At 67.2% G+C, this 18,225-nt stretch carries 15 protein-coding genes and 1 other annotated feature; of the genes, 11 read left to right on the top strand and 4 right to left on the bottom strand.

Annotation, left to right across the window (positions count from 1 at the left end):
- The first annotated feature begins 1 nt into the window (after nt 1).
- The 4 genes from AXA74_RS17850 (at nt 2) to AXA74_RS17835 (ending at nt 7,085) form a co-directional block, all read left to right on the top strand.
- Nucleotides 2-3,862: a type VI secretion system protein gene (locus tag AXA74_RS17850; protein ID WP_032979520.1), complete on the top strand. Its 3,861-nt coding sequence runs from the start codon at nt 2-4 to the stop codon at nt 3,860-3,862.
- Nucleotides 3,859-4,875, top strand: coding sequence for a type VI secretion system protein TssA (tssA, locus tag AXA74_RS17845; protein WP_032979536.1), 1,017 nt, complete (start codon nt 3,859-3,861; stop codon nt 4,873-4,875). Before AXA74_RS17850 ends, tssA begins: the two co-directional genes overlap by 4 nt.
- 99 nt (nt 4,876-4,974) lie before the next feature.
- Complete coding sequence (locus tag AXA74_RS17840) at nt 4,975-6,258, top strand: MASE1 domain-containing protein (RefSeq protein WP_080666493.1); 1,284 nt, start codon at nt 4,975-4,977, stop codon at nt 6,256-6,258.
- An 8-nt stretch (nt 6,259-6,266) separates the two neighbouring features.
- Nucleotides 6,267-7,085, top strand: coding sequence for an alpha/beta hydrolase (locus tag AXA74_RS17835; RefSeq protein WP_032958455.1), 819 nt, complete (start codon nt 6,267-6,269; stop codon nt 7,083-7,085).
- Here the strand turns inward: AXA74_RS17835 and AXA74_RS17830 are convergent.
- Nucleotides 7,082-8,491 (bottom strand): amidase, encoded by a 1,410-nt coding sequence (locus AXA74_RS17830; protein WP_032958453.1) that lies wholly within the window; start codon nt 8,489-8,491, stop codon nt 7,082-7,084. The two genes, AXA74_RS17835 and AXA74_RS17830, sit on opposite strands and share 4 nt — an antisense overlap.
- Before the next feature lie 54 nt (nt 8,492-8,545).
- Complete coding sequence (locus tag AXA74_RS17825; protein WP_029577966.1) at nt 8,546-9,772, bottom strand: amino acid ABC transporter substrate-binding protein; 1,227 nt, start codon at nt 9,770-9,772, stop codon at nt 8,546-8,548.
- A 120-nt stretch (nt 9,773-9,892) separates the two neighbouring features.
- Here AXA74_RS17825 and AXA74_RS17820 point away from each other — a divergent pair, with 120 nt between their 5' ends.
- The 6 genes from AXA74_RS17820 (at nt 9,893) to AXA74_RS17795 (ending at nt 16,030) form a co-directional block, all read left to right on the top strand.
- A complete protein-coding gene (locus AXA74_RS17820) occupies nt 9,893-10,816 on the top strand; it encodes a LysR family transcriptional regulator (protein ID WP_029577967.1) in 924 nt (307 codons plus the stop codon).
- 100 nt (nt 10,817-10,916) lie between these two features.
- A complete protein-coding gene (locus AXA74_RS17815; RefSeq protein ID WP_032958450.1) occupies nt 10,917-11,903 on the top strand; it encodes a branched-chain amino acid ABC transporter permease in 987 nt (328 codons plus the stop codon).
- Between the two features lie 10 nt (nt 11,904-11,913).
- On the top strand, nt 11,914-12,795 hold the full coding sequence (locus tag AXA74_RS17810; RefSeq protein ID WP_029577969.1) for a branched-chain amino acid ABC transporter permease: 882 nt from the start codon (nt 11,914-11,916) through the stop codon (nt 12,793-12,795).
- 13 nt (nt 12,796-12,808) lie between these two features.
- Entirely contained in the window at nt 12,809-13,516 is a 708-nt protein-coding gene (locus AXA74_RS17805) for an ABC transporter ATP-binding protein (protein ID WP_032979519.1), read from the top strand.
- Between the two features lies 1 nt (nt 13,517).
- Nucleotides 13,518-14,258, top strand: coding sequence for a branched-chain amino acid ABC transporter ATP-binding protein (locus AXA74_RS17800; protein WP_029577971.1), 741 nt, complete (start codon nt 13,518-13,520; stop codon nt 14,256-14,258).
- Between the two features lie 154 nt (nt 14,259-14,412).
- Nucleotides 14,413-14,466, top strand: a sequence feature (sul1 is cis-regulatory element that is thought to sense ions involved in sulfur or methionine metabolism; They are found in Alphaproteobacteria).
- Between the two features lie 85 nt (nt 14,467-14,551).
- Nucleotides 14,552-16,030: a SulP family inorganic anion transporter gene (locus tag AXA74_RS17795; RefSeq protein ID WP_029577972.1), complete on the top strand. Its 1,479-nt coding sequence runs from the start codon at nt 14,552-14,554 to the stop codon at nt 16,028-16,030.
- Here AXA74_RS17795 and AXA74_RS17790 read toward each other — a convergent pair.
- Both AXA74_RS17790 and AXA74_RS17785 read right to left on the bottom strand, forming a co-directional pair.
- On the bottom strand, nt 16,027-16,860 hold the full coding sequence (locus tag AXA74_RS17790; RefSeq protein WP_032958446.1) for a metallophosphoesterase: 834 nt from the start codon (nt 16,858-16,860) through the stop codon (nt 16,027-16,029). The genes AXA74_RS17795 and AXA74_RS17790 overlap by 4 nt on opposite strands.
- A gap of 27 nt (nt 16,861-16,887) precedes the next feature.
- Complete coding sequence (locus AXA74_RS17785; protein WP_029577974.1) at nt 16,888-17,802, bottom strand: DMT family transporter; 915 nt, start codon at nt 17,800-17,802, stop codon at nt 16,888-16,890.
- Nucleotides 17,803-17,903: 101 nt separating this feature from the next.
- Here AXA74_RS17785 and AXA74_RS17780 point away from each other — a divergent pair.
- Nucleotides 17,904-18,225 (top strand): AraC family ligand binding domain-containing protein (locus AXA74_RS17780; RefSeq protein ID WP_155680889.1); only part of this gene is annotated, 322 nt, incomplete at its 3' end.

Genomic DNA, 18,225 nt, shown 5'->3' with positions numbered 1-18,225 from the left:
GATGTTGTTGAGCAATAGCTTCTTCCTGGTCTCCATCCTGGTCCTGCTCGCCGCTGCGGCACTGGGGATCGGCGTGGTCCTGTACTTCGCGACCCGGCCGGCGGGCGAAGCCGCACAGCACAAGCCGGCGGTATCCACCTGGTCGGCCGATGCGATGCGCGCCGGCTTCCACCAAGCCGTGGACACGATAGAGGCCAACCTCATCTCGCGCGCCGAGCGCTACAGCATTCCCTGGATCTTGGTCATGGACGAAGGCGGCCACGGCCGCCTGCCACTGGCGCACACGGGCATGCCTGGCGTGCATGGCAGCGGCCCGGCGTTGTCCAAGCAGTTGCGCTGGGAGTTCTTCGAGCGCGGCGTGGTGGTCGATATTGACGTCGAGGGCCTGGAGGGCGAGGCGCAGGGCTCGGAGCGCCCCTGGGACCAGTTCCTGGCTTTGTGCCGCGGCTACCGGCCCCAGCGTCCGTTTGACGGCGTGGTGCTCACCATCCCGGCGGCCATGCTGCTCGATCCCCAGGCGCGTCACGAGATCGCTCGGCGCGCAGGCGCCATGCACCGCCGCCTGTGGTTGGCGCAGAATCGCTTCGCCATGCGGCTGGCGGTCTATGTGTTGGTGACCGAATGCGAGGCCATGGACGGCTTCAGCGCGTTCGCGCGGGCCCTGCCTGATGCCATGCGCGCCGGCATGCTGGGCTGGTCTTCGCCCTACGAACCCTCGATTGCCTACCAGTCGGCGTGGGTGCCGATGGCGGTGGGCGAAATCGCGGCCACGGTGGACGATACCGTGGCCGAGGTGCTGGTGTCGCGCAACGTGGCAGCGGCCGACATGCTGGCGCTCACGGCCCGGGTCAGGGAGCTGGCCCCGCAACTCCAGATTTATCTGGATGAACTTATGCGGCCGAATGTCTACCACGAGCCGTTTCTGCTGCGCGGTATCTACCTGACCGGCGACAGCGGCGAGCTGAGCGCGCTGCATGGCGAAGCGGCGCAGGACGAGGATGCTCGCCTGACACCGTTGTTACAGCCGGCCTTTCTGCGCGATGTCTTCGAGCGCAAGATCTTCCTGGAGTATGGCCTGACCCGCCCCGCGCGCAACGCTTCGCTGGCGCGGCCCTTCCTGCATAAAAGCCTGCGGGTGGCGGCGGTGGCCGTGCTGGGGGGATGGACCCTGGGCATGGTGCTGGTGGCCGCGGAGACCGGGCGCGGCGCGCCCAGGCAGGTGGCGGCCTTGCGCGACATCCACGAAATGGAGCGCGGCCGGGCGGAATTCCAGGATCGCGCCGAGGATCCTCCTGCGCAGTGGTACCGGCGCCAGGCGTTGAGCTTGCTGAAACTGGAGCATGTCCTGCGTGCCAGCCCGGGCCTGGCGGTTTTCCTGCCGGGGTCCTGGTCCGTGTTCGACGATCTGAATACGACATTGCGCCAGACGCTGGCACGCGAATTCGCCGCCATCGTGGTGCCCGCGATCGACCAGGCTTTCGCCGAGCGCGCGGCGGCCCTGACCTCGGCGCCATTGGGCGCGGGCGGCGTCGATACGGCCAGCGCGGCTTGCGCCGCGCCGCAAGGCGTGGCCCAGGCGGCCAGCGGGCTGGCCCTGGAGGGCCGCGCCGATGTGCGGGCCATGTTGGCCTATGTTCTGCATGTCGAGCGCTTTTCGCGAGCCTGGCAGGGCTGGCAGCAAGCGGGGGAGTTGTCGTCGATGCGGGATGTGGTCCAGTATGCGCTGGGCGCCGAGGCCGGGGAGGGCGCCTTGCGCCTGCTGACCGGATTGCCGGCGCCGCGCGACGCGGCCCGGCAGCACGTCTATGCGGAAGCCTTCCGGTGTAGCTATGACAAGGGGATCCGGCAGTTGGCCGACGCCTTGTTCATCGATAATCCGCTGTTGCAGTCCGAGCGGGCCGTGGTGAGCGCCTTGAGCTCGATCGGCGAAGGAGACAACCGCGCCGACGACTTGCGCGCAGTGGTCGGCGCCATTTCGGCCCAGCAGGAGCTGCTGTCCAGCGGGCCGTCGGCGTGGTTGCATGAGGCGGTGTTTGAGCCGGACGCGACCGTCACGCGGATTTTGACCGTGGCGGCTGGCCTTCCCCTGCTGGGCGATGCCGTGGCCGAGCAGAGCCGGCAGACGCTTCGGGAGGCATTTCGCGTCCTACGCACGCAGCTGGCCCAGTACACTTCGGGGGCTGGCCTCCGATGGCAACAGCAGGAGAACCGCTATGTTCTCTCCGACGCCAGGCTAGCCTTGCGTGACAGCCTGGTCGGGCTGCTGGCCCAGCCCTTCATGCAGGTGCCCCCGCCGGTCAATATGCCGGACCTCGGCCCCACGCGCCTGGCGCGCTGGGATGTGGCCGTGCTGGACCAGGCCTTGGCGCAGGTCTCGGCGCGCACCGCCTTCCTGGCCCAAGGGCTGAACGCAATACCGGCCAACTACCGTCCGGCCGTGCTGCGCGCCATGGATGCCGAGGCGGCGCAGGCGCTTTATCGCCGGGCCGTGATGGCCATCCGGGTGGAATCCGGGCCGGCCGCGCCGTTGCCGGACTTCGATGGGGTCGCGGGGCGCGTCAGGCGCATCGCCGACGCCCTGGGAGAGCAGGGCGCCGCGCCGCTGCAGCGCGGCCTGCTGGACCTGTTGTCCCAAAGCGCGCTGGCCGCCTTGAGGCGGCTCGACGAGGCCCTGCGCACCGCGGATCTCTATGGCGTCCAGACGGATCTGCCCATGGGCGGCGTATCGCTGCTGGGGGCTTTCGGCGTGGCGGATCTGGCGGGTTTCGACGAGTACCTGGCGCAGCAGGCGTCCAGGATCCAGGAGCTGGCCGGCCAGGCCGCCATCTACCTGGCCGCCTTGGATCGCGACGATGCGCGGTCGGTGGTGGCACAGCGCTGGCGCGCCATTGGCCACGACCTGGAACGTTATGCCCTGCGCAATCCCAACAGCGGCCTGTTGCGGCTGGAGCAATGGCTGCGCGGGGTGGTGCAGGCGCCGGATTGTTCCTCCCTGCGCCTGGCTCCGGGTGGTGCGTCGGAGTACTTCGGCTTGCAGCAATCCAGGCTGGCGGCCACGCTGCGGGGCTATTGTCAGGGGCAGGGCAGCGTCCAGCTGGAGACGGGCTGGAAGACGTTCGCCGGGGACTACAACGCGCGGCTGGCCGGGCGTTTGCCGGTCGGCGACCCCGTGGCGCCCTCGCGCGGGGCCTTGCCCCGGTCCGCCGCCGCGCCGCAGACCGTGCGAGAGCTGGTTGATGCCTTCCGGGCAGTGTGGCCGGCCAAAGGGGAGCCCATCGCGGGGGAGGGGGCCGTGGCGGGTTTCGCGCGCCGCTTCTCCGCCTGGGCGGACATGCTGCAGGCGCTCTGGCCGGCCTCGGGGCAGGCGGGTTACACCATCGCATGGCGTTTCCGCATCAACCGGCAAGCCGAGGTGGCGGGTAACCAGATCATCGACTGGACTTTGTCCGTGGGTTCGGCGTCCATCGGCAGCGGCACGCCAAGCGAACGCCTGCATTGGAATGTGGGCCAGCCCATCACCCTGACGGTGCGCCTGGCCAAGGACGCGCCCCTGATCCCGCGCCCGGATCCCAGGCAGCCCCGTATGGCCGTGGAAGGGCCGCAGGTGCGCTGGACATTCAACGACCCGTGGGCGCTGTTCTCCCTGCTGGGGTGGCAGGGCCACGGGACGGGTGGCGACATCACGCCGCTGCGCTTTGATGTCCCAGTGATGGTGGGCAGCCTGAACGACCTGGGGCAGTTGCCCGCGGCGCAGCAGCTGCGTTTCTTTGCCGGCCTGAGCCTTTATTCGGCCGCCGATGGCCAGCCACTCAAATGGCCTGGCGTGTTGCCGCAGGCCGCGCCCGCCTGGGGGCAGCCATGATCGACCCGCTGCTGCAGGATCTGCCCGGTGAGCGTGCCGGACGCCCGTTGCGCTACGACGCGGTGACGGCCCGCATCGGCGCCCTGCGGCGGGAGGACGATGCTTCGCTGCCCCAGGGGGAATGGCAGCACCCACTGCGGCGCGCCGACTGGAAAGAGGTGGCCGCGCTGTGCGAGCAGGCTTTGTGCCAGCAGGGCAAGGATTTCCAGATCGCCGCCTGGCTGTGCGAGGCCTGGACACAAATGCATGGCCTGGCGGGCTTGGGGCGCGGCGCCGGGTTGCTGGCCGGGCTGGTACAGCGCTTCTGGGACGATGCCTGGCCCCGGATCGAGGACGGCGAGTTGGAGCCCCGCCTGGCGCCCTTTGTGTGGCTGGTGGCGCATCTGCCGCTCGTCATCGTGGCGCGTATGCCCTTGCTTGCGTCGCGGGACGAGGCTTGGCTGACGGTCGATGCGCTGCGGCGCCTGGCCAAGCCGTCCGGGCCGGATGCGCCACAAGAGACGGCGCACGATATGAGCCAGGCCGTTGCGCTGGCGGCGGCGGATCCGGGGCGCGGGGACAAGCTGCGCGTCGAATTGGCGCAGGCCTTGGAGGCCTGGGAAGGCCTGGGCCGTCTGCTCGATGCCAGGCTGGGTCCGGCCGCGCCCAGCCTGGAGCCGCTGCGCGAGGCCGGGCGCGGCGTGCAGGCCGCCCTGGCCATGCTGTGGCCGGCCGCTACGGCGCCGGATGAGGCGGCGCCGGATGAGGCGGTGCCGGATGGGGCGGTGCCGGAAAGCGCGCCGGCGGTGCCCACGGCGCCATTGACGCCCTATCCGGCCGACAGGGCGCAGGCCTATGCGCAGCTGCGGCTTATCGCCGCCTATCTGGCAGAAATCGAGCCCCATAGCCCGACTCCCTATCTCCTGAGGCAGGCGGCCGCCTGGGGCGAGCTGCCGCTGGACGCACTGCTGCGCACCGTGGTCAAAGAAGAGGGTGGCCTGGCGCGTTTTCTCGCGCTCCTGGAGGTTTCTTAGGCGTTGGAGCCGCCGCCTGCGCCGGCGATATACTGCCGCCATCGGGGCGGGCCGCCGTCGTGGCCTTGTGCCCAGTCCCCAATCCCCACCGCGCCCTGTATGAACGAAACACGCCTGCTTCGGATGATGCTGTTTGCCGCCGTCTATGGGGTGCTGGCCTTCTATGGCCTGGCGCAGCTGGACCATGGCGAGTACTCCAGCCTGCTTTGGCCCGCCGCAGGCATCCTGCTGGGCACCCTCATGGTGAGCCGCTTGCGGGACTGGCCGCTCTTGATCGTGGTGGCCGCCGTGCTGCATGCCGCTGCCGGCATCTATAGCGACCGTTCGGCGGGTATCTCCGCGGTATATGTGCTGACCGATGTCATCGTACTGCCGCTAGGCGCGCTGTTGTGGCGCCGGCGCGGCAAGCCCGGGCCGCACGGCCTTGACACCGGACGCGGCCTGGCCTGGTTTCTGGTGTCACTGGCCGTGATCGGGGTGGCGGGCGCGCTGCTGTGCACGCTGGGCCTGGCGCTACTGCATCCGGGCGCGCCGTCGACTTGGCAGGCCTGGATGACGGCGGAAGTCATCGGCGGGCTGGTCGGCGCCCCGCTGGTGGTGGCCTGGTCCGGCTTCCGCGCCAAGCGTTCCGGGGGCTCCAATACCCGCAATTTCCTGAGTGGCGCGCTGTGGTTCGCGCTGTTGCTGGCGTCCGCGACCATTGCCTTCGATGGCCCCACGGCGGTGGCGGTGCTGGGCAGCACGCGCTACGAACTCTCCTATCTGCCCCTGCTGTTTGTCGTGTGCGTGGCCCTGACCTGGGATCAGCGAGGCGCGACCCTGGCGACGCTGGCCTTGGCGCTGATTGCCGCCGTGCAGACCAGCCAGGGCGAAGGGCCTTTCGGCAGCATGTTTGCCTTTCAGCGCACGGGCCTGCTGGAAGTGCAGGGCTATGTCGGGGCGGCGGCCATCCTGAGCCTGCTGATGTCGACCCTGATGGCTGATAACCGGCGCGTGGTCGAAGAGGCGCGCGAGAGCCGCGTGCGTTTCGAGGCCGCGCTGCTGGGCAGCCGCCATGTCATGTATGTCTACGACCCCGCATCGGGCCGGATCGCCTGGGAGGGCGAGGTCGCCTCGGTGCTCGGGCGTCCGAGCACCGGGATGGGCAGTCTCGAAGGCTTGTTGTCCTGCGTGCATCCTGAGGACAGGGAAGCGCTCAGGGCGGGGCTGGCCTTGCGCGCCAGCGGCGAAGCCGATGCGGAAGGGGCGCTGATCTACCGGCTCGGCCTTGGGCAGGATGAATGGCTCACGGTCGCCGATACCGGGTCGGCCATCGCCGATACCAGCGACACGGTTTACCTGGTGACCGGTCTGTTGCGCAGGTATGTCGAACGAGGTTTGTGAGCCTATCGATGACGACGGTTTCCACGGGCATCCTGCTCGTGCATGGTCTGGGGGGAACCCGATACGACCTGGGATCCCTGCACAAGGCGCTGCTGCGCGCGGGCGTGCCGACGCGCGCCCTGACGCTGCCGGGCCATGGCGGTCAGCCCGAGGACCTGCTGCCGGTGCGCGCCGAACATTGGTGCGATGCGGTCCGGGCGCAGTATTTCGAGATGCTCAAGGAGTTTGATGTCGTGCACATCGTCGGCATGTGCATGGGCGCCTTGCTGGCCGTCGAGCTGGCCAAGCAGGTCAGGCATGATCGTGGCCGCCTGGTCGCGCTGGCGCCGCCGGTGTTTCTCGATGGCTGGTCCACGCCCTGGTATCGCGCCGTGCGCCACTTGCTGTATCCCTTCGATTATTTTGCGCGGCGCATACGCATCATGGAAGAAGAGCCCTTCGGCATCAAGAACGGCCTGCTGCGCGCCATGATCAAGGCCAAGTTCGAGCGCGGCGAGAACTTCCATTATCAATGGGTGCCCCTGGCGGCCGTCAAGCAGGTCGATCGCCTGCGCGGCTGGGTCAAGCGCGGGCTGGACCGCATTGTCTGCCCGACGCTCATCATTCACGCCCGGCAGGATGAGCTGACCTCGCTGAGGTCGGCGCGCTTCCTGGCCTCCGGTATCACGGCGGCGCCCTGTCGCGTGCAAGTGCTGGAGGACAGCTATCACATGATCTGCGTGGACAACGAACGCGATGAGGTGGCGCGCAGCGTGCTGGCGCACCTGGGGCTGGATGAGGCCGCCGCGCGGCCGGGCCGCGCGGCGAGAGGGGCGGGTAAAGCCTAGAGGCCGGCCGCCGACAGGTCGGGGTGGCGCTGATGCCAATGGGTCTCGGCCTGGAAGGCCATGCCGATGCGGCCCAGGCGGTCTTCGGCGTGGGGCGCGCCCATCAGCTGCATGCCGATGGGCAAGCCTGTATCCGTGAAGCCGGCCGGCAGGGCGAGGCCGGAGGCATTCATATAGTTGCCGGGCCGGGTGAAGGCCGCCAGCGGTGTGGCGGTTTCATCGACTTCTTCCAGGCGGCAGGGCGGCATGGGCAGGCAAGGGGTGAGCAGGGCGTCGAAATCCGCGATCCAGGCTTGCCAGGCCCGGCAGGCCTGGGCCTGCGCCTCGAGCGCGCGGATGTAGTCGGCCGCGCTGATGGATTTGCCGCCCAGCACGCGCGCCCGCACATAGGGGCCCAGGGGCAGGCCGGGGTCTTCGATGTAGTCGCGGTGCAGGGCGTAGGCTTCGGCGGCGATGATCTGGCCGTTGCGCAGCATCATGTCGTGGAAGTCGAAGGGCATGGGCGCTTCGACCACGTCCGCGCCCAGGCCGGCCAGCGTGCGGCGCGTGTCCTCCAGCACCTTGAGCGTGGCAGGATCGACGTCGATAGGATATTGCGCCGCGGGCATCACGGCGATGCGCATGCCGCGCAGGGAGCCGGCGCGTGCCGGGTAGTCCGGCGCGGGCTGGTGCAGGGTCAGCGGGTCCTTGGGGTCCGGGCCCGCCAGCGCGGCGGTCAGCATGAGGGCGTCGCGCGTGTCGCGCGTCAGCGGGCCGATGGAGTCCAGCGAGGTGGACAACGGGATGGAACCATACAGGCTGATCAGGCCGCGCGTGGTCTTCAGGCCCGTGATGCCGTTCAGGGCCGCCGGGATGCGCACCGAGCCGCCGGTGTCGGAGCCGACCGCGGCCGGCGCCAGGCCCGCGGCCACGGCGACGCCCGAGCCGCTGGACGAGCCGCCGGGAATGCGTGCCTGCCGCAGATCCCAGGGATTGCGGGGGGTTCCCATGACGGGATTCGTGCCCCAGCCGCCAAAGGCGAATTCGACCATGTGGGTTTTGCCCAGGATGACCATGCCGGCGTCCAGCAGGCGTGTGACGGCGGTGGCGGTCACGGTGCTGCGCCGTTGCCGCCAGGCCTGCGAGCCGCCGGTCGTGATCTGGCCTTCGATGTCGCACAGATCCTTGACCGCGATCGGCAGGCCGTCTAGCGGCCCCAGGCTCCCATAGCCGGAGCGGCGGCGGGCATCGGCGGCTTCGGCCAGCCGCAGCGCGCCTTCGCGATCCACGCTGACATAGGCGCCCAGCGCCGGATTGGCCCGCTCGATGCGGTCCAGGAAGTGCCGCGCCAACTCCACCGAGCTGTATTGGCCGGCCGCCAAGCCGAGTGCCAGTTCGCTCAGCGTGGCGAATGCGATTTCAGACATGTTTTCCTCAAGTTGATGATCCGGCCGCGCGCCGCGCGGCCGGTGTCCGCGGGCTCAGCGCTTGTTCCAATCAGGGGCGGGGAAGATCGGCTTGTCGGTGGCGACATCCAGCGGCCAGACGGGGACCATGCCCTTGCCGGGCTGCAGTTGCACCACGGGGAAAGGCATCTGCAGCTGCTTGCCGGTTTCGTCGATGGCGTAGGGCCCGGCCATGACGGTGAGCTTGCCGGAAAGATCCAGCGAGGCCTTCTTGAGCGCGGCCGCGTCGGTGGAGCCGGCCTGCTTGACGATTTCCTCGGTGAGCGCGCCGGCGCCATAGGCCAGGGCGGTCTGGAAGTCGGGCGGGAATTCGGCCTTGGGGAATTGCTTGTCATAGGCCGCGGCGAACTGTTCGCGCGTCAGGCCGGCGTTGACCTTCCAGTTGATGGCGGGATGGTAGTTGGTGTGGCTGTAGATGTAGTTGGAGTCCGCGCCGATGGCCTGGAACTGGGGCGTCGAGGCATAGACCATGAAGATGTACGGGAAGTTGATGTCCAGCTGCTTGAGCTGGCGCGTCATGCTGATCAGGTCGCCCTCATAGGAAGTCGGCACGAGCGCTTCGGCGCCCGCGGCGCGGGCCTTCTGCAGAATGGTGCTGAAGTCCTTCTGGCCCTTGGGGTATTTTTCGAACATCACGACTTGCATGCCGTTCTTGGTGGCCTGCTCGCGGCCGCCTTCGGCCAGGCCGGCGGGGAAGGGTTCGTCGGAATACAGCAGCGCGACCTTCTTCACGCCCAGCTTGGCGGCCTGCTCCATGCTGGCGCGCAGCATGGCCGACACCGGCATCTGCGTGCCGGAGACCATGTTCTTGAAGCCCTGCTTGTAGAGATCGTCGCTGGCGGCCGACCAGACCATCATGTACTTGCCCAGGCGTTCGGTCACCGTGGCGGCCGCGGCGGTCAGCGTCGAGCCGAAAGGCGCGAACACCAGGTCCACTTTCTCGTCGACAATCAGGCGTTCGTAGACGCGCGTGACCATCTGCTTGTCGCTGCGGTCATCCAGCTTGACCAGTTCGACGGGATACTTCTTGCCCTTGATCTCGATGCCGCCGCGGCTGTTGACGTCATTGACCCACAGCTCGACGCCGCGCACGCCCGATTGCGATGCGAGCGCGAAGCTGCCGGTCGACGATACCGTCATGCCGACACGGATCTTGTCGGCGGTCTGGGAGGTGGCGGGCGCCATGGCGGCGAGGGCGAGAGCCAGGGCAGGGAGGCGTAACAGCCAGGATTTGGCAAGCATGGGAGGTCTCCAATCGTTATAACTATGCGGGCCGTCGACTTGCCGGAGCACGAGCCGGGGACCCGGTCTTGAGCCATAATTGCCCAAAACCCGACAAAGCGTATAACAAATAGGCATGGAGTGCACGCCTTGAATAAATTGAACTACCGACAAACTGAAATGCTCTGGGCCATCGTCATGGCCGGATCCATCAGCGGCGCCGCCCGGCTGCTCAATATCTCGCAGCCTGCGGTCAGCCGGATGCTGGCCCATACAGAGAAGGCGGTGGGGGTGGCGTTGTTCGAGCGGGTGCGCGGCAGGCTGCGTCCGACCTCGCAAGTGCAGAGCCTGTTTGAGGAAATCGAGAAAACCCAGCGGATGATGCAGCGCGTCAATGATCTGGCCGATGCGCTGGCCGAGCATGGCACCGGGGTGCTCCGGCTGGCGTCTATCCCCAGCCTGGCCCAGTTTCTGGTGCCGCGCGCTGTCGCACGCTTCCAACAGCAGCGGCCCGATCTGCTGTTGCGCCTGAACACAACGGCCTTGCCCGTCCTGATCGCCGATGTGCTGCAGGGCGAGGCCGAGCTGGGGCTGGTGGTGATGCAGGCCGAGCATCCCTTCCTGGTGTCGGAGCAACTGCACGTGGGCCGCATGGTGGCGGCCATCCCCAAGTCGCACCCGCTGGCCGCGCGCGCGAGCGTGACGCTGGCGGATCTGTCCCCGCATCCGCATATCGTCGTGGGCACGCGCATGCCCTACGGCATGCTGGTGCTGGGCGCCTTCGAGCAGGCTGGCCTGCCTTGCCGCATGGTCGCCGATGTGCCCTGGAGCCAGCTGGCCTGCGCTCTGGTCAGCGCGGGCGTGGGCATTGCCATCGTGGACGAGTTCACCGTGATGCCGGGTGCGCTGCCGGAGGTGGCGATCGTCCCCCTCGTGGAGCGGATTCCGCTCACGGTGTCGGCCGTCTACGCCAATAACCGCGAGCCCTCGCCCATCGCCCGGCAGTTCATCCGCGAGCTGCGCGGCGTGCTGGCCGACGCCTTTCCGGAGGGTGGAAACGGCTAGGCTAAGGGTTAGTCCTTAACTTGCAGTTATGGGTCTAACTGGTCATAATCGCCTCCAAATAAAGCGGCCATCTCACCCGACACGGCCCGGAGGTAGACATATGAGCAGCAGTCCCGCCCTGGCGGAGGCGTCGCACCGCGCGCAGGATCAGCGCGCCACGCGCTTACGCACCCGTATCGCCATCACCGTCTTTGTCGCGCTGGCGGCAATCCTGGCCCTGGTCCCCGTGGCGACGTCGAATATTTCCTTCGCGTTCTACCTGATGCTGTGGATCACCATGGCCAGCGCCATGAACATCTGCGTGGGCTTCACGGGCTACCTGCCGTTTGGCTATGTGGTGTTCTACGGGGTGGGTTCGTACGCCACGGGCATCTGCTACAAGGTGCTGGGCTGGCCCATCGTGCCCTCGCTGCTGGCCGCCGGCGGCGTGGGCTTGGCCATCGCCATGTTGCTGGCGCCCACGCTGCGCCTGCGCGGGGTGTACTTCGGCATCGTCAGCCTGGCGCTGGCTACCATCGTCAAGCTGGTGATCTCCAACCTGCCGCAGTCCTTCACGGGCGGCAGCATGGGCATCATCCTGTCCAACGCCAACAACCCCACGCACAGCTATTACGCCATGCTGGCCGTGATGGCCGCCACGCTGGCCGTGGTGACCTGGCTATCGGTATCCGGGCTGGGCCGCGCGCTCAAGGCGATCCGCGACGATGACGGCGCGGCCGCCGTCGTGGGCATCCATGTGCCCAACACGCGCCTGAAGGCCTGGTTGCTGGCGGCGCTGTTTCCGGCCCTGGCCGGCGGCATCGAGGCCTGGTACACCAATGTGGTCGACCCCGAGTACGCCTTCCATGTGCTCATCACCGCCAAGAGCATCATCTACGCGATGGCGGGTGGCTTCGGCACCATTCTCGGCCCGGTCGTGGGCACCCTGGCGCTGCTGGGCATCGACCACATGATCTGGCAGAAGTTTCCCGTCGTGAACCTGCTGCTGCTGGGCTTGATCATCGTCCTGCTGATGCTCTTCCTGCCGCGCGGCATCGTCGGCAGCCTGATCAAGCGCAAGCCCGAATTGCGCCGCTACATCGCCTGAGGAAACCGCCATGTCCGGACTGATTATGCAAGGCCTGATCAATGGCCTGATCCTGGGTGCCATCTATGGCTTGATCGGCGTGGGGCTGAATGTGATCTTCGGCGTGCTGCGCGTGGTCAACTTCGCCCACGGCGAGTTCCTGGTGCTGGGCGCCTACTTTGCCTACTACCTGATGGAGTATGCGGGCATCAACCCGCTGATTGCGCTGCCGCTGTCTTTCGCCGCCTTCTTCCTGGCGGGCTATCTGCTGTATTTCGTGCTCATCCCGCGGCTGTCCAAGGCCGAGGATCCCGAGATCAGCTCGCTGCTGCTGATGTTCGGCGTGTCCATCATGCTGGGCGCGATCATGCTGCTGGCCTTCGATGCCGATGCGCGGTCGTTGCCTTTCGAGATGGAGCCCGTGTTCCTGAAGTTCGGGCCGGTGCTCATCCCCACGGTGCGCCTGCTGGCCCTGGGCATCGCGCTGGCGATCATCGCGGCCTTGACCTTCTTCCTGTATCGCAGCCAGGTGGGCAAGGCCTTGCGCGCCATCATCATGAACCGCGATGCCGTGCGCATCGTGGGCATCAACGCCCAGCGCCTGTCGGCGGTGGCCTTCGGGCTGGGCATCGGCCTGGCCGCGGCAAGCGGCGTGCTGGTGGCCATGGTGTTTCCCGCCTTCTCGCCCTTCATGGGCAATGACTACACGCTGATCGGCTTCATCGTCATCGTGCTGGGCGGCCTGGGCCATCCCGTGGGAGCGCTGGTCGGGGCCTTGCTCTTTGCCATCACCGAACAGGTGTCGGTCGTGTTCTTCAATCCGTCCATCGCCACCATCTGCGGCTTCGCCCTCATGGTCGCCATGATCTTCATCCGCCCCAGCGGCCTGTTCGGCCGCCAGGCCTTGCGCTGACAGGGAGCCGGCCATGTTGAAAGTCAGCAATCTCAAGAAACGCTTTGGCGGGCTGGTGGCGCTGCAAGGCGTGGATGTGGACGTGCCCCGCGGCTCCATCCTGGGTGTCATCGGGATGAACGGCTCGGGCAAGACCACGATGCTCAATTGCATCAATGGCATCTACACGCCCGACGAGGGCAGCATCAGGCTGGACGGCCAGGAAATCGCCGGCAAGCAGACGCACGAAGTGGCGCGCCTGGGCATAGGCCGCACCTTCCAGGTGCCGCGCATCTTCCGGCAGCTCAGCCTGCTGGAAAACCTGGAGGTCGCGCAGCAACAGACCGGCCGCAGCGCCGAGGACCGCTATGCGCAGTCCGAGTATTGGCTGAACAAGGTCGAGCTGCATCGCCTGCGGCACAACTACGCCGAGGAGCTGTCCGGCGGCCAGCAGAAACTGGTGGAGCTGGCCCGCATCATGGTGGCGCGCCCCAAGGTCGTGCTGCTCGATGAGCCGTTTGCCGGCGTCAATCCGGCCCTGGCCCAGCTGCTGATCTCCATCATCCGCGAGATGCCGCAGGAGCACGATTGCTCCGTGGTCCTGGTCTCGCATGACCTGACCTCCATCTACCAGCTGTCCGATCACATCATCGTCATGAACGAAGGCGCCATCCTGACCCAGGGCGACGCCGATCACGTGCGCGCCGACCCCCGGGTGGTCGAGGCCTATCTGGGAGCTTGAGATGAGCAAGGCGATACTCGCACTGGAAGACGTCACCGTGGCCTACCACGGCGACATCACCATCCTGAACCGCGTCAACGTCCAGGCCCGCCAGGGCCAGGTCACCGGCGTGATCGGCCCGAATGGCGCGGGCAAGTCCACCGTCTTGAAGACGCTGTTCGGCTTTCTGCCGCCGCGCACGGGCCGCATCACGCTGCGCGGCGAGGACATCAGCGCCCAGCCTTCGTTCGAGCGGGCCCGTCATGGCGTGGCCTTCGTGCCCCAGCATCGCAGCCTGTTCGGCGAGCTGTCGGTGCATGACAACCTGCTGCTGGGCTGTTGGCCGTTTCGCAAGGACCGCGCCCGGGTGCGCGCGCGGATCGATTCGGTCTATGACCGCTTCCCTATCCTTGCGCAAAAGCGCAATGACCCGGTCTCCAGCATGAGCGGCGGACAGCAGCGCTTCGTGGAGTTCGGCCGGGCGCTGCTGATCGAGCCTTCCGTCATCCTGCTCGATGAGCCCACGGCCATGCTTGCACCCAAGATTTCCAAGGAGATCTACACCCTGATCCGGGGCTTTGCCGATGAGGGCATGACCGTGGTGCTGGTGGACCAGAACGTGCGCCGCTGCGCCGAGATTTCCGACTATATGTATATCCTGGAGCTGGGCCGCAACAAGGCCGAAGGCGGCCGCGAGACCTTCGCCGAAGGCGGCGGCCTGCGCGAAATGGTCGCGTCCTGGATGGACTACAAAATCGATTGATATCCCGCGGCAGCCGTGCGGGCTGTGCGGGATCTTGAGTGGGCGCCGGATCGGCAAGTCTCACGCGGGCGCCGTCGGGCGCCTTTTTTTTGTTGTGTAAAATCCGGCCCGCGGCATCCGCAAGGGATGCCGCATCGCCTCGACGGCGATCTCAGGTGGACCCGGCCGCGCCGGGTGGCTCGGCCGGGCGCCTATCCCCCGGAAACTCCAAGCGGATCTGGCTTCGCCCCGGTACCGACACCCAACGCTCCCCGGCGCGGCGCATCGCTTGCTGACTTCAAGTTAGCTTTCCCATGTCTTTTCTTGCTTCGTTTCGCCGCGAATGGATGCTTCGTCCTCGCGCCGATATTCTGGCCGGCATCGTCGTCGCGCTCGCGCTCATTCCCGAGGCCATCGGTTTTTCGATCATCGCCGGGGTCGATCCCCGTGTGGGCCTGTATGCGTCGTTTTCCATTGCCGTGATCATCTCCCTGCTGGGCGGGCGGCCCGGCATGATCTCGGCGGCCACGGCCGCGGTTGCCGTGCTCGTGGGACCCCTGGTCAAAAGCCATGGCGTCGATTATCTGTTCGCGGCCACTATCCTGATGGGCGTCTTCCAGGTGATTGCCGGTTTTCTCCGGCTCGATCTCCTGATGCAGTATGTATCGCGTTCGGTCATCACAGGATTTGTGAATGCCTTGGCGATCCTGATCTTCATGGCGCAGTTGCCCCAGCTGGTCGGGGTCACAGGGGTGACCTACGCCATGGTGGCCGCCGGGCTGGCGATTATCTATCTGTTTCCGCGCCTGACCCGGGCCGTGCCGTCTCCGCTGGTGGCGATCGTTGTATTGACTGCGTTATCCATCCTGGGCGGACTGCATGTCAATACCGTCGGGGATATGGGCGCGCTGCCTTCCGCCCCGCCGGTGTTCCGGCTCCCGGACGTGCCTTTCACCTTCGAGACCTTGCGCATCATCTTTCCTTATTCTTTGACCATGGCCGCGGTGGGCTTGCTGGAATCGATGTTGACCGCGCAGATCGTGGACGACCTGACCGATACGCCCAGCAACAAGCGGCGCGAATGCAAAGGGCAGGGCATCGCCAATTTCGTGACGGGCTTTTTGGGCGGCATGGGCGGATGCGCCATGATCGGCCAGTCGGTGATCAATGTGAAGTCGGGCGGGTCCGGCCGCCTGTCCACCTTTGTGGCGGGCGCCTTTCTGCTCTTTCTGATCGTTGCGCTGGGGCCCTGGGTGGCGCGGATCCCGATGCCGGCCCTGGTGGCCGTCATGATCATGGTCTCCATCGGCACGTTCAGCTGGGCATCCCTGCGCAAGCTGGGCACGCATCCGTGGCAGTCGTCGGCGGTCATGATGGCCACGGTCGTGGTGGTGGTCTGGACCCATGACCTGGCTCGCGGAGTGCTGGTGGGCGTGCTGCTGAGCGGGCTGTTCTTCGCCGGGAAGGTGAGGCGGCTATTGTCGGTCGCCTCGCGACTGTCGCCGGATGGACGGACGCGCAGCTATGTCTATTGCGGCCAAGTGTTTTTTGCTTCCACTGAGCGGTTCGCCGGAGCCATTGATTTCAGGGAGGACGTCGACCATGTCGTGCTCGATGTGTCCGCGGCCCACTTCTGGGATATCTCGGCCGTCGGCGCGCTGGACAAGGCGGTGCTCAAGCTCAGGCGCGAGGGCAGGAAGGTGACGGTCATTGGCCTGAACCAGGCCAGTGCCACCCTGGTGGGCCGATTTGCCGTCCACGACAAGCCGGGCGCCCAGGCCCCAGGCCACTAGGGTCGGTCCAGGTCGATGATGCAATGGGGCCGGAAACCCTCTTGCTCGCCCTTTCTTTGATAGCCCAGCGTGTTGGCGATCACATGGCAGCGGCGGCCCGTGGCGGGATCCTGGACCACGTAGTCGTTGGGGCAGTGCAGATGGCCGTGCATCCAGACATCGGCCCGCGCGAAGAGATCGTCCAGCGCGTTGCAGAAGCCGGCCGTGCCGGGCGTCAGGCCATAGCGCGGGTCGGCGCTGCGCAGGCTGGGCGCGAAGTGCGTGATGGCCACCGTGGGGCCGTCAAAGGGTTGGGCCAGCGCCGCGCGCAGCCATTGCTGGCATTGCAGGCCCAGCTCCCGCAGGCTTTCGGCCAGCATGGGCTGGCCGTTGTCATCCAGCGTGGTGTTTTTGCTCAGGTAGAAGTTGGCCGCGCGATAGGCCTTCTCCAGCTGCTGGCGGCGTAGGGTCTCGGTGGCCTGGCTGCTGGCCAGGGCTTCGAAATCGGTCCACAGGGTCGTGCCGACAAAGCGCACGCCATCGAGCACCAGGGTCTCGCGCTCCAGCCAGCGGATGCCCAGCTGCGCGCACAGCGCGCGCAGCCTGGCGGTGGTGGCGGTATAGCCCAGCGCATCGAACTCGTGATTGCCCGGCACGAACAGAATCTCGGGCGCGCGGCCCGGCGCCCGCGCGAAACGGCCCAGGCCGAAATCATTGTCCAGCAGGCGCGAGCCCGCCTGGTAGGAGCCGATATCGCCCGCCAGCACCAGGACGTCGGCGCCTGGGGCGGGCGAGAACTCGAAGTCCGGATTGGCTTCGAGGTGGAGGTCGGAGAGCAGTTGGATGCGCATGCCTCCAAGTGTAGAGGCATCCGGCCTTCAGGCGCTGTCGGCCCCCAGCACGGGCCGCGCGCGCAGGGGGCGGCGCAACATCTGCGCCATCAGGACGCCCGCCAAGGCCGCCCCGCCGCCGATCAGGTGGTGGATGTGCAGGGTTTCGCCAAAGAAGCCGACCGCGATGGCCGCGGTGAACACGGGCAGGAAGTTCATGTACATGGCGCAGCGGTTCGGGCCCAGGAGCTTGACGCCGTGCATCCAGAGCACGGGCAGCAGCACCGAGGCGCACAGGCCGGCATAGGCGATGAGCGGCAGGCTGGCCTGCGTGGGCAGGGCGGCTCCGGGCGGCAGGCGCAAGGTCAGCAGGCCCATCATGATGAGCGAGGCGATGCCCTGTATGTAGTTGGATTGCCAGGCGGGCAGGCCGACCTGCCAGCGTTTGAGCAGGACGCCGTAGAGCGCATAGGCCAGGCTGGCGATCAGCATCAGGATGTCGCCGATGTGGGCGCCGCCGGCCAGCAGCGAGGCCGGGTCGCCGCCGCTGATCAGGTAGACCAGGCCCAGGAAAGACAGCAGGCCGCCGGCCAGCATGCCCAGGGTAGGGGGCTCGCGCAGCACCAGCACCGACAGCAACATGGTCAACAAGGGCACCAGCGAGGTCATGATGGCCATATTGGTCGCCGTGGTGCTGTGGGCCGCCTCATAGGACAGGCATTGGAACAACACCATGGACAGAAAACCCAGGAACGCCAGGCGGTGCAACTGTGGGCGGATGGCCGCGCGGTTGCGCCAGGCCGGGCCCGCCACGAACAGCGTCATCACCGCCACGGCCAGCACCAGGCGCCAGAAGGTGATGGCCAGGGGGTCGATGCTGCGGGCCGAGAGTTTGGACACCATGACATTGCCTGCCCAGAGCAGGATGGCGGCAAGCGGATAGAGAAAGGAAAGCGTAGGCATGAGGCGAGTCGAGCGGAGGGAAAACCGCATGCTGCGCGCCTGCCGGGGCGTCTGTCTCACGCTAGAATGCCTTGAATTGTCGTAAAAGTGACAGGCCCCGCATGATTCCGCGCCCCGCTGACGATATCCATCTCCCTTTCGAGCAGACCGCGCGCGCCGTGGCGGTGCTGGCCGCGGACTATCCCCAGGGCGCTCGGATCCCGCGCCATCGCCACCGCCGGGCCCAGTTGCTCTATGCCATCGAGGGCGTGATGATCATCGAGGCGCGCGCCGGACGCTGGGTGGTGCCGCCCACGCGCGGCGTCTGGCTCGATGCCGGCCTGGAGCACACGGTGCGCATGAGCGGCAACGTGAAAATGCGCACCGTATTCGTCGAGCCGGAAGCGGTGGCGCACCTGCCTCGTGGCGGGTGCGTGGTGGAGG

Source organism: Bordetella hinzii LMG 13501 (assembly GCF_001548475.1).
Lineage (GTDB): Bacteria > Pseudomonadota > Gammaproteobacteria > Burkholderiales > Burkholderiaceae_B > Bordetella > Bordetella hinzii.
The sequence above is the reverse complement of the archived record's forward strand: the minus strand, read 5'-3'. Positions and strand labels throughout refer to the sequence as shown.